Below are 12,265 nucleotides of genomic sequence, written 5' to 3'. Positions count from 1 at the left end.
TTCCTAAAAGTCAAAGCTCGACAACACTCGTTCAAATCAGAGGCACGGTTGCGAACAGCATGATTTACCGTTATCCCTAAAATTAACCAACAATATTAGATATTACCCATGTACATTGCTAACCAAATTGCATTAGTGACCGGAGCGAACCGGGGGCTTGGCCTTCAACTTGCTCGCGAACTTCTCTCCCGAGGAGCAAAGGTGTACGCAGGTGCGAGAGATCCGCAAGCCGTCGATATTCCGGGTGCGATCCCGCTGCAGCTCGATATTACGGATCCGAATTCGTAGCCGCCGCGGCGGAATCCGCTAAGGACGTAACGCTGCTAATCAATAATGCAGGCTCGTCAACCGGCGCCTCTCTGCTCGAAGGCGATCTGGATAACATTCATCTTGAATTCGATACGCACGTGTTCGGAACCCTTTCTATGGTTCGCGCATTTGCTCCGATCATTGAACGTAATAGCGGAGGGTCTATTCTAAACATTCTCTCCGTCCTGTCCTGGTTCAGCATCGGAGGCGCCGGTGCTTATACAGCCGCCAAATCGGCGGAGTGGGGCTTGACGAACGTGTTGAGGCTAAATTTGGCTGCTCGCAACATTAGAGTTGCCGGCCTTCACGTCGGATACATGGACACCGATATGACAGCGAAAATCTCCGCGCCAAAAGCGAACCCCGCTGACATCGCCAAAATTGCCATTGACGGCATTGAAGCGGATAGCTACGAGATCTTAGCCGACGATTTGAGCCGCAAAGTACAGAAAGACCTTGCCGGCGGCGTTGCTGTCCTTTACCCGGAATTATTCCAAGATACTACGAAGAAGGAGTTACATCAAAATGGCGATCTTTGAGAATGTTGCCTACAGCTTGTCCTTAGGCAAACAATTTTTCGCCACAAAGGAGTTAGTCTTATGAAAAGTATTTCATCCAAAGCGGCATTTTGGATTGTCGCCTGGGTACTCGCGATCAGCTTCTGGTCCAGCATGGCCCCTTCCATTGTGTTCCCGGTATATGCGTCGCAGTGGCACCTTTCCAGGTCAATAACGACAGGCATCTTTGCTACATTTCCGATCGTACTGATCTTGGTACTTGTTCTATTAGGTAATATTTCAGATTACATCGGACGCCGGAACACTTTGATTACCGGACTTATTTTTCTCCTCAACGGAGCATTAGCTTTCGCTTTAGCTTCGAACATGTATTGGCTGTTTGCCGGTCGTGTGCTGCAAGGCGTCGGGGCCGGGCTGACGTTGGGTTTGGGAGCTGCAGCGCTTGTAGAATTTAATCCGACGTCGAACAAGAAGCTGCCCGGATCCGTTAACACTATTACGCAGGCAGTCGGTATGTTCCTTGCGACAATTATCGGTGCAGCCCTAATTAAATATGCGCCATGGCCGCTGCATTTAAATTATTGGGTGTTATCCTCACTTGTGTTCATCAGCATTATCCTGAGCTTCTTCCTTCCGCAGAATAAGACACTGGAATCCGCTCGTAAATCGGGCTGGAAGCCGCAAGGCGTTAAGGTGCCGCGAGGATTATGGGGCCTTTATGTCTTAGCAGCATTAGCCGCGGGAACGGGGATGGCCATGGGCGCTGTGTTCACATCTCTTGGAGCCCAAATTGCGCGCGATGTCGTTGGGACAAAGGACATTCTTGTGATCGGTACGGTATTGTCGATATCATATTTGCTGATTGCAGTCAGTGCAACCATTGCCGGACGACTGGGTCCTGTGACTTCGATTCGGGCAGGTATGGTTTCGATAATCTTGACAATGGTTCTGCTCGTCACCGCGTCGGAGCTTCATTCTTTCGTTATATTTGTCATCTCATCGATTCTCGGCGGACTTGCCGCTGGGTTCTCTATAGCCGGAGGAATCGGCATTGCCGCCATCAACTCGCCTCCCCAATACCGGGTACAGTTTTTGTCTGCAGTGTTACTCGTCTGCTATCTATTCCAAGGAGCGAGCGCGTATGGCGGCGGTGTGGCTTCCACCGCTTACGGCTTCAGCAACGCGATATGGAGTCTCGCCGTCATAGTCGGATTCGTTGCTTTGATTACGCTATTGCTTGCGACGAAAAACCGCAAGGAAACGGAGCCTGCACCCGCTGCACCGAATACGACCGGATAAAATCAAGTGATGTCCAAAGTCTGATTCGACTTACCGGACATCCCTTATATGTTTATCGTGGAGCTTGCGACGGATGTTGGAAATGAGCAGAAGGGCTACCGGCCCTCCAATGAAGAAAACGGGGCATTAAAATTAGCTCAGCTATTAATTATAAATATTTATTATCAAAAACTACAAACTACAAAAAAGTAAAATTACTACAAATATTTATAAAAATTATGTCTTAAGACCTCTTTCGGAACACATTACTAGAATGATAGATTTAATCGTGAAAGAGCCTGTTCAAAAAGCACTATTTCTGTTTAAAGTGAGGAGCACAATCAGCTAATTGAGACCCCAATTGATCCCATTCTACGGCTGGCTCGTTCAGGGATTGGGTATCTTTGGGAGTTGCACTTCAGCAACAAGGGGTCCGAACTGATCTTGGTGATCATGAAATGTTCCATTATTAATAGGAAATCGTACTGAAATAGAAATCAGGGAGAGTGGAAGAGAAGATGACCGAAAAGGAAGCTTCAAACATAGTGCTTGTAACAGGGGCAACTGGAAAACATGGCGGTACAGGGGCTTATGTCGTTCACAAGTTGCGCGAGAATGGGCATCTAGTACGCGTACTTGCAAGGAGAAAAAGTACAATGACGGAGCAACTCGAAAAGTTAGGCGCTGAGATTGTTCTTGGAGATCTACATGATCGGGCAAGCCTTGTGAGTGCCTTTAACGGAGTATCGCAAGCCACCTTCACTTACCCCATGGAGCGGTAGAAGCGGCAGCTAATTTTGCCGCGGCAGCACGTCAATCCGGATCAAATCCACGTGTAGTGGTAACTTCCATGGCAGTGGCTCACCCCGATAGCCCAAGCCACCTTGGCAGAAGGCAATGGCTTGCAGAAGAGGTTTTGTCCTGGGCGGGACTCGATGTTTGTGTACTACGTATTGCAGCAGTGTTTTTCGAAAACATTGCAACGGTTCATGCTCGTTCGATTCGCGAAGAAAACATCATTCGGAACAGTTTTGGAATGGCGCAAGTTCCCTGGATCAGCGGCAGGGATGCCGCCTATCTGGTCGTCGCCGCTTTGTTGAAACCAGAGAGGTTCGAGGGAGAACAAGTTCACTACCCGGTAGGCGTTCAACTAATGGATCACACACAGATAGCTCGGATCATTGGAGAACACCTTGGCAGGGAGATTCGATACGTCCCGGTTAATGCGCAAGAATGGGCAGATGAACTGACAGCCCTCGCCTCAAGTGATCCTGTCGGACCTGTCAATATGGATATGGCACGCCATATCGCAGCAGTTGGAGCAGCATTAGCTTCGGGAAAGGGGCCGATTCGCCAACCAGATCCAGATGAACTTGCGCGATTGATCGGCGTCGAGCCGCTGACCTTTGAAGATTATTTGATAAGCGAGACGATGTCGAAGCGTCTAGTGTAACGGTTGTAGTCGTCAACTTGAAAATATGGTTGAATGCAAAAGAGCCTAGCGTTCTGATTTTCAGATCGCTAGGCTTTGTCGTATTTAAGGAGTAATGGTCAGATGGTCCTCTCCGCTGTTGAATGGCTAAATAAAATATCAGAAGTAATCAGTATAAATATTTAAAGTAGGGTAATGTTTTTTCGGGGTTGTTTTTTATTCATTTGATTATATTCATTTCTTGATAATCACTAGGCGGCATGCCGAAATATTTTTTAAATACATAGGAAAAATGCTTCACGCTGAGATAACCAACCTTTTCCGATATATCATATATTTTTTCCGATGGAATCGCGCAGAGCAGCTTCGCTGCCTGTTCCATTCTAACACGTGTAAGGAATTTAATGTAGGATTCATTCACTCTTTTATGAAACACGTTACTTAAATAATTGGATGAAACCCCAATATATTCCGCGATATCCGCAAGGCTAAGGGGTTCAGAATAATGGGCATAAATATATTCCTTCATTTTAAATACTATATCATGTTCATTTAGCTGATCTTGATTGGGTGAATTATGCATGGAAAAGAAGTTAACTAGCCCCATATATAAAGAGATGGTTTCATTTTTGGAAAGCGGATCTGAATGAGCTTGAATATTGGTTTTGAGATGATTCAATGCATACTCTATAAGATCGGTTGATTTTTCCCGTCTGAGCTGTGAAATACTTTCGATTAAATAAATACCTAATTTAAATACGTTAGATACGGTTAAATGGTCTATGAACTCGACCACGCGTTTTATAGCCATGGCATAAGCGACTTCATTATTGTTAAGTAATTCGGATAGAATGGAAGCGGTGGATTGCTCTAATTCATGAATCAGTTTAAGCTCATGCTGACTTTCATTATAAGCGAAGAAGTGGTTGCCTCTGGAAAATAACCGGCATTGCATAATTCTTCTTGCTTTGTGATAGGAAGAGTTAAGCTGAAAGACATCATCCTCGATGGAGCCGATCGCACTCGTAACCGTAATTCCTGTAATTTGTTGAATAAAGAAGGAAGCTTTCTCATGGATCATTTTACATTTCTGAACAATTTCATCTTCATTCTCGCCAGGGACGAACACGATTGTATGCTGATGTTCATCGAAGAACACCGTGCCCCAGCTTTCTTCTTCTGTAATTTCCGTGGCAACTTGATGAAGAATAAACTTGAAAATCGGTATATCTCTTGCCGGAACGGACTTTTCGAAAATGGTATCCGTGTCTAAATCCATCATCATAACAATGGCTTCGGCTTCAAGTAAGCTGACATTCAAGCGATAAATGAGAGGGTAAAGAGCTTTGATCTCCACATTCCCATCCGATACGGCAGCCTTTAAAAAATTTTTGACCACCTGCGTTTTCATATCCTTTGAAACGTTGCTCAATGTATGGTAGGCCAAATTCTCGCTTGCCTCTCTTTCGAGCTCTATGGAGATTTTGTTAAGCGCCTTCGCTAATTCTTCTAACACAATCGGTTTCAGTAAAAAGTCGTACACGCCATAGTGCATCGCTTCTTTGGCTAGGGCGAATTCGTCATAGCCGGATAAAATAATAATTTTTTGCCGTGGGAAATGTTGTGAAATGTTTCTTGATAGCTCTAGCCCATCCATAATCGGCATTTTAATGTCCGTAATTACAAGATCGACCTTCTGCTTTTGCAAAATATCCCACGCCTCGCTTCCGTCCATGGCTTCCGCCGAGACATGGAATTTTTCATTTAGTAAGGGAATTTGGATTTTTAAATATTCTCTTGTCAGCGGCTCATCATCAATAATCATTAAGTTATACATCATTTGAACCCGCTTTCTTTAGATCTTTAGGCAAAATAATCTTCACGGTCGTTCCTTGTCCAAGCATGCTCTTAATCTCTAATCCGTAGGCAAGGCCATATTTGAGCTTGATTCTCTTGTTCACGTTGATCAGGCCGATTCCCGTACCGCCACCCTCGAGGGGGTCTTCTCCGTTGATTGAATGTTCCAGTATTTTGGTTTGTAGTTGGTACAACCTCTCGCTACCCATACCAGTACCGCTATCTTCCACATAAATGAGCAAACGATTCTCTTCTTCTTCTGTGAAGATGCGAATCATCGTTTCTTCCCGCTTGGTTTCGCAACCGTAGATGACTGCATTTTCCACAATTGGCTGGAGCAGCAAAGCCGGGATATAGGAGGTATAGAAGTGAGGGGGAATGATAATTTGATAGTTGAGCCTGCCTTCATATCGACTGCTTTGAATGCTGAGATAGGCATGGAGCAGCTCAATCTCGCGATGCAAGGGAATGTCCTTATCCCAAGTGGTCATATTTCTTAAAATCAAACTTAGCTTATGGATATGGTCGATCGCTTTGTCTTGCTTACCTACTTGCATGGACATGGAAATCATATTTAAGGTATTGAATATAAAGTGCGGACGAATTTGATTGAAAAGCGCATTGATTTGAGCTTCCTGCTCTAGAAGCTTCGTCTCATATATTTCCTTAACGAGCCTTGTATTTTCTACGAGCATCGTGTCAATTTTCGAAACGAGGCCGTTAAACGAGGAGCCAAGATAGCCGATTTCATCCTTACGTTGGTCGGCAAAGCGGACGGTCAATTTTCCTTGTTCCACCTGCTTCATGAGCTTTACGATATTTAACAAGGGTTTCATAAACCAATTACTGAAGAAAGATAGGATAACAATGGCAAAAAGGGAGCAAAGAAGAGCAAATAAGAAGGCTGTATTTCGTGTTTGTACAGCTTTTTGGTTCAGCTCGCTGGTTGAATTTATGGCGATGATGGTCCAGCCAGAACTCGTCAAAAAAGAAGAATTCACAAGATATTCGCTGTTATTCATATGGATCTTCCGACCGGATAGCTGATCACCTGTTATTTTCTCGAAGATCTCTGTGAGGTTTAGATTCGTAAGGCTCGAATAAATCAAATTTTTGTTTTGATCCATAATGAAGAGCCCGCCTTCTTTACCCATATTCACTTTGCTCGCTATATCTTCGACTCCTTTATAATTGGCATCCACTTTTATTACACCAAGTATCTTTTCCGTATTGCGTGTACTGCGAAACTGTCGAACGATGGAAAATACCCGAGGGCCTTTATTATTTACAAGCTCTTCCATATGAGTCGGAACGACAATCGGATTTTGCGTGGTCATGGCTTCTTTAAACCAATTAAAATTATGGAAGTCGGTAGTGGTATCGATACTCATGAAATATCTGCCGCTGGAGTAAACTTGATCCGTTAATATTAATACGCGAATGATATCATTTCGCGGATAAATCATGATTTCATCCAAAAAACCTTCCGCTAGTCTTCGTTTATCCAACTCGTTACTCTCCGTAGGCTCCACGTTTTCTTCGAGCGTCATCATGAGGCTATCATTTCGGTAAGGGGTTAGGGACAACCGGAAGAGATCATCCATATATGTATTGATGTTATAGGAAACTTGATCGACAATTTGTTGTACCTTATCCGAGGATTGGACTTCAAAATTTTGTGTATATTTCTGGTAAGAAAGAAACGATACGAGAAACACGGAGCCTACGGTGAATAACGCAGACAAAACCAATAGTTTTGTTTGTATGTTCCATTCCCGATAGTTTTTATAGCCCGTCATTTTCTTATCACCTTCCTTATAGTTTCAGTTTATCGCTAGTGAGGGGTCTCTAGCAATCATTCGTAAGAAATCGTACCTCAATAAGTGAAAAACGGTGTTTCTTATCTAGTGGATCTGGAAGTATGATGAGAGTGTGAATAAAGTTTGTCATTAAAAGGGAGGATTCGAAAAATGAAAAGAAATTTATCATTAATGATTTGTATGGCTATGCTGCTCTCAATCTTAGCCGCTTGTGCCCAAAAGGAGGTAAGCCCTGCTTCCTCTCCTGTAGGTACGACAACTGCTCCTACGGCTTCATCCGCGCCTATTGAAGTAGTGAAGTTGAAATTCTTCACTGGAAAAGTAGAAACGGTAGATCTAATGAATCAACTGATTGATAAGTTCAATAAGCAAAATCCAGGCATAGTGGTAGAGCAAGAGTATCAGAAGGATGCCGCGAATGTGATGAAGGTGAAGTTTGCTTCTGGTGATGTGCCGGATATTACAACTGTATTTTCGCAGGAATATATCGATCAAGTGAAATATCTGGATTTATCAACGGAGCCTTACTGGTCTAGAATACTGCCTGCAATTAAAGATTTAACTACGGATATTAAAACGGGCAAACAGTTCCGGGTAGCGACGAACGTGACGATGGCAGGCATATTTTATAATAAGAAAATATTTACGGATCTCGGTTTAAAGGAAGCCTTGACATGGAATGACTTCAAAGCCAATTTGCAAACGATTAAAGATAAGAAACCAGGCGTTACGCCGATGTTCATCGCTGGTAAAGAGAATTGGACCTTAGGCCATCTCATTGAGTTTTTGGCGCATGGCGTTATTAAACAGAAATATGGCGTGAATCCTTCCAGGCAAGCCTTTATTAACAATGAGTCGGATAAGCTTGCATTTGATGCACCGGGAGGAAGTATCGATACCTTTGCAGCCAGATTGCTTGAGCTCAAAAAAGATGGGTTGATCAACAAAGATACTTTAACTGCCACGTACGACAACCAAAAGGAAGATTTCGCAGCGGGTAAGGTTGGCGTTATCAGCCAAGGGATGTGGGTGCTAGGTGATTTATTGAAAATGAATCCAGATTTGAAGGATACCATCGGATTCAGTCCGTTCCCTGCAATTGCCGATGGAACGAAGCCCGTCACCCTATCAGCTGAGGATTCAGCTTATCTTATCACAACGAGCTCTAAACATAAGGAAGAAGCGAAGAAATTTTTGAACTTCCTCTTTCAGCCAGAGAACATGAAACAGTACAGCGAGTTTTTGAAATCGCCATCTGCGTTCAAAGATGTAACTGCAGATTGGGGACCTCTTAAGGATCAAGCCGCTGCAGCGCTACAAACAGGAGTAAACATTTCGTTTACAGATACGCCTGCAGGATTCTCCGGTGACGATGCAGGCCGAATGGTGCAGGACTTGCTTGTCGGAAAATACAAAACAACCCTTGATTTTGCTAAAGCCTATAAAGAGACTTGGGATAAAGCATGGAATGCAACTAACAAGAAGTAATACGGCTGTTGTTTGAAAAATGAGGAAGTCAACTTCGTACTACACTGCGAAAGGCTTCCTTCTTTTTCATCATATATGGGAATCGAAGAGGTGAAATGGCAATGAGAATGATCAGATATTTCAACCTAAATTTGCATAAAGTTATGGCGGTTCCGGCCATTTTATTATTTGCTTTGTTTTTTATTTATCCATTGACGCAAGGCATTGGCATCAGCTTAACCGATTCGAATGGCGTCACGCAGCCTTCTTTTACAGGCTTGCAAAACTTTGTGGATTTCTTTCATGATGATCGAGCTATGCACGATGTCATGACCACTGTGTTATTCGCGCTCGGCAGCGCTCCGCTTTTGAACCTATTTGGCTTTCTCTATGCGCTCTTACTGGATCGTAATTTCAAGGGGAAAGCGGTTGTGCGGGCGATCGTTTATTTACCGGCGGTTATTAGCCCTTTAATAATGGGCTATGTATGGTATTTTATCCTTCAGCCGGGTCGAGGCTATCTCTTCCGTTTGTTAGATCATTTTCATCCCGGTATGTGGAGTATCAATTGGCTAGGCGATAACTCTGCAGCGCTTAAAGTATTAATTTTCGTGAATGTTTGGCAGTTTGTAGGCATGACAATGATTATTTACTTGGCAGGTCTCCAATCGATTCCGGAGGAATTATATGAAGCTAGCAAAATAGATGGCGCCGGCTACTTCTCCAAGCTCTGGTATGTAACCATTCCGATGCTGTACCCTTCGATTAAAATCAATGTCGTTACGAATATTATCGGATCATTATCCGTTTTCGAAATTATTGTTGCGCTTACGGATGGAGGACCAGGATTTAGTACAGAGTCGCTAAGCATTTTTATTTTACGGAAGCTGTATGGCAGCTTTACAGGCTATTCAACAGCGGTAGCGCTCATCCTTTTTCTTTTGATCATTGTACCTGTGGTCGTCTTTTTAAGATTAGTAAGACATAAAGAATTTGAACTCTAAAAGTCAAGGAGGCGCGATATGAAAATAGCCCAAAGCGTTTTGAAATATGTTGTTGTCATTTTCATCGCTCTTCTATCTTTGTTTCCCTTCTATGTATTGCTCTATTTATCGCTGAATACGCCAACACGGGGGATGTATGACCCTTCCATATTGCTACCCGATTTTCATTTTGATAATTATGTGCAAGCCTGGAAAGTATCTAAGCTCGGTTTGGCAATTGTGAATTCGCTGATTATTACAGGAGGCGCCATTGCCTTAGTTGTGACACTCTCTAGTTCAGCTGGTTATTCTATTGCTCGATTTAACAATAAGTTCAATACCGCTGTCTTTCATACGCTGCTTATTTGTTTGATGATACCAGCCATTATTATTACCGTTCCTCTGTACTCGTTAATGAAATCCATTGGAGGGATCAACACGCATTGGGCGATGATTCTGCTAACTGCAACAAACGCTTTACCATTTTCAGTGTTTCTTTATACGAGCTTTATTAAGATGCTGCCACGTGAAGTGGAGGAATCGGCGATTATCGATGGTTGTACCTATTTTACAGCTTTTTGGCGTGTAACTTTTCACTTTTTACGACCTGTTACCGCTGCGGTTGTTATTTTGTCAGGACTTGGAATTTGGAACAATTATGGGCAAGCTGTTTTTTTTCTGCAAAATAAAGCGTTGTACACAGTACCGCTTGCTGTGGGATTGTTTTTTCAAACCTATGGAGCCCAATGGAATTTGATGGCGGCAGCTGCGGTAATCGGGTTGGCTCCGGCGGTGATTGCCTTTCTTATCTTTCAAAAATATTTCATTAAGGGAATAACTGCGGGGGCCGTGAAAGGATGAAGAAGATGAATCTATGTATAAAGGACCTATACCCAAAGAAAGCTCAATTTCTGAAGAACGAACGGATCGAGCTTCGGGTTGAAATAGAGAATTGTTCTGAAATTCCGGTTACTTTTCGATTGGAAGTGCGAATTTACTATGTAGACCAATTTATAGAAGATTATATCCAAGAAATCTTGAATGTCCCTGCGGGGTTATCGATTCTAGACGTCGCGATTCAATCAAAGGATGAGGATTTCAAAGGATTCGGAGCGGATGCAGCACTCTATCCTATTGATTCCAACACGCAGCTCCATGTGTTTTCTACTTCTTTCGATGTGGTTTCCAATTGGCGAAAATCACCAAGGTATGGGTTTTTGAGCGATTTTGCTCCAGCCGAATTAGGAACTACAGATGATGTGAATTATTTGAATAAGCTTCATATCAACCTCGTGCAATTTTACGATTGGATGTATCGACATGACGAGCTCGTTCCGCCTCGGAGCGAATTCACAGACTTAATGGGGCGCGAATTAAGCTTGTCCGTAGTGAAAGAGAAGGTGGCTCTGTGCCACGCTTTAGGCATGAAAGCAATTGCGTACGGCGCAGTCTATGCGGCTAGTCAACCGTTTTTCGAGCAGCATCCGGATTGGGCTTTGTATGACAGTAATGGGAAGGTTCTTGATCTCATTGGCCTATTTTTTATCATGAATATTTCTGACGAATCGCCTTGGCCTAAGCATATTATTTCCCAGTACAAAAAAGCGCTCGAAGAGGTCGGGTTTGATGGGATTCATATGGATACCTACGGAGCTCCGAAAACAGCTTTTTCTAGATTGCATGGTGTGTCACGAATCGAGAAGTTAAAGGATCAATTTCCATTCTTAATCAATTCCACCCGGAGTGAGCTTGAAAAGGATAAGGAAGATGTTTGTCTTATTTTCAATAATGTGGGAAACTGGCCTGTCGATACAGTAGCGCTTGCAGCGCAGGACGCTATGTATATCGAGGTCTGGCACCCGTATGAGCGGTATCATCACATTCAGCAGATCATTCGCATGGCCAAGTTTCATAGCGAAGGGAAGCCAGTCATTCTGGCAGCTTATCTGAAACCTTTTCGAGAGCAGCCATCGGCAATAGACCGCGCGAATTTCTCGGCATTGCTGCTTACAGCCGTGATTTCTGCAAACGGTGGTTATCATCTATTACACGGGGAAAACCAAGCGGTATTGACACAAGGTTATTATGTGGATTACACCACATTAGAAGATGCCAATTTTGTACGGGAAATCAGAAATTATTACGATTTTATTGTTCGCTACGCCAATCTATTGTTCGATGATTCACTCGAGGATGTGTCGATGACCCATACAGGCTGGGACAATATCGAATATGTGTTTGGAAATTTTTCGTGGAGCGCCTACGGTGAAGCGAGCAAAGTGTGGACCCTTATCAGAGAGAACGCACAGTATAAAACCATCAGCTTTATCAATTTGACAAACAATGAGGACGATTTATGGAACGAAGGAAAGAATCGCCCGTCAGAACAGCATGATCTGCAAGTGAACATCCTTTTGGATCGGAAAGTAAAGTCGGTGTTTATGGCTTCGCCCGATATAGATATGGGACGACACCGCAATTTAAATTTTACGGTAACAACGGAAGGGTCAAAGGGTCAGATACTAAAGGTCGTTATACCTGATCTGTATTTTTGGGATTTGTTAGTAGTCGAGTTAGAGCTCTAAGAAGACTTGAAGGGGG

The 12,265-nt window shown here is 43.4% G+C and carries 11 protein-coding genes; 9 read left to right on the top strand and 2 right to left on the bottom strand.

Annotation, left to right across the window (positions count from 1 at the left end; genetic code table 11):
- Nucleotides 1-108: 108 nt before the first annotated feature.
- The 5 genes from BLT91_RS32745 (at nucleotide 109) to BLT91_RS09285 (ending at nucleotide 3,558) form a co-directional block, all read left to right on the top strand.
- Complete coding sequence (locus tag BLT91_RS32745) at nucleotides 109-288, top strand: SDR family NAD(P)-dependent oxidoreductase (protein ID WP_254776857.1); 180 nt, start codon at nucleotides 109-111, stop codon at nucleotides 286-288.
- A gap of 32 nt (nucleotides 289-320) precedes the next feature.
- On the top strand, nucleotides 321-848 hold the full coding sequence (locus BLT91_RS09300) for an SDR family NAD(P)-dependent oxidoreductase (protein WP_368086791.1): 528 nt from the start codon (nucleotides 321-323) through the stop codon (nucleotides 846-848).
- Nucleotides 849-908: 60 nt separating this feature from the next.
- On the top strand, nucleotides 909-2,126 hold the full coding sequence (locus tag BLT91_RS09295; protein WP_090820004.1) for an MFS transporter: 1,218 nt from the start codon (nucleotides 909-911) through the stop codon (nucleotides 2,124-2,126).
- 497 nt (nucleotides 2,127-2,623) lie between these two features.
- A complete protein-coding gene (locus tag BLT91_RS09290) occupies nucleotides 2,624-2,887 on the top strand; it encodes an SDR family oxidoreductase (protein ID WP_090820001.1) in 264 nt (87 codons plus the stop codon).
- A 56-nt stretch (nucleotides 2,888-2,943) separates the two neighbouring features.
- Nucleotides 2,944-3,558 carry a Rossmann-fold NAD(P)-binding domain-containing protein gene (locus BLT91_RS09285; protein WP_175532191.1) on the top strand — a complete coding sequence of 205 codons (615 nt, stop codon included), beginning with the start codon at nucleotides 2,944-2,946 and terminating at the stop codon, nucleotides 3,556-3,558.
- Between the two features lie 199 nt (nucleotides 3,559-3,757).
- Here BLT91_RS09285 and BLT91_RS09280 read toward each other — a convergent pair whose 3' ends face one another.
- Together BLT91_RS09280 and BLT91_RS09275 are read right to left on the bottom strand one after the other, a co-directional pair.
- Nucleotides 3,758-5,377 carry a response regulator transcription factor gene (locus BLT91_RS09280; RefSeq protein ID WP_090819996.1) on the bottom strand — a complete coding sequence of 540 codons (1,620 nt, stop codon included), beginning with the start codon at nucleotides 5,375-5,377 and terminating at the stop codon, nucleotides 3,758-3,760.
- Complete coding sequence (locus BLT91_RS09275) at nucleotides 5,367-7,193, bottom strand: cache domain-containing sensor histidine kinase (protein WP_090819993.1); 1,827 nt, start codon at nucleotides 7,191-7,193, stop codon at nucleotides 5,367-5,369. Before BLT91_RS09275 ends, BLT91_RS09280 begins: the two co-directional genes overlap by 11 nt.
- Before the next feature lie 171 nt (nucleotides 7,194-7,364).
- On the opposite strand from BLT91_RS09275, the gene BLT91_RS09270 reads away from it, so the two are divergent.
- The 4 genes from BLT91_RS09270 to BLT91_RS09255 all read left to right on the top strand — a co-directional run bounded on the left by BLT91_RS09270 (nucleotide 7,365) and on the right by BLT91_RS09255 (nucleotide 12,249).
- Complete coding sequence (locus tag BLT91_RS09270; RefSeq protein ID WP_090819990.1) at nucleotides 7,365-8,702, top strand: ABC transporter substrate-binding protein; 1,338 nt, start codon at nucleotides 7,365-7,367, stop codon at nucleotides 8,700-8,702.
- Between the two features lie 101 nt (nucleotides 8,703-8,803).
- Nucleotides 8,804-9,685: a carbohydrate ABC transporter permease gene (locus tag BLT91_RS09265; RefSeq protein ID WP_090819987.1), complete on the top strand. Its 882-nt coding sequence runs from the start codon at nucleotides 8,804-8,806 to the stop codon at nucleotides 9,683-9,685.
- Between the two features lie 18 nt (nucleotides 9,686-9,703).
- Nucleotides 9,704-10,525 (top strand): carbohydrate ABC transporter permease, encoded by an 822-nt coding sequence (locus BLT91_RS09260; protein WP_090819984.1) that lies wholly within the window; start codon nucleotides 9,704-9,706, stop codon nucleotides 10,523-10,525.
- Nucleotides 10,522-12,249: a glycoside hydrolase family 66 protein gene (locus BLT91_RS09255; RefSeq protein WP_090819982.1), complete on the top strand. Its 1,728-nt coding sequence runs from the start codon at nucleotides 10,522-10,524 to the stop codon at nucleotides 12,247-12,249. The genes BLT91_RS09260 and BLT91_RS09255 overlap by 4 nt, the downstream gene beginning before the upstream one ends.
- The last annotated feature ends 16 nt before the right edge of the window (nucleotides 12,250-12,265 follow it).

This window comes from Paenibacillus sp. yr247 (assembly GCF_900103825.1).
Lineage (GTDB): Bacteria > Bacillota > Bacilli > Paenibacillales > NBRC-103111 > Paenibacillus_E.
The sequence above is the reverse complement of the archived record's forward strand: the minus strand, read 5'-3'. Positions and strand labels throughout refer to the sequence as shown.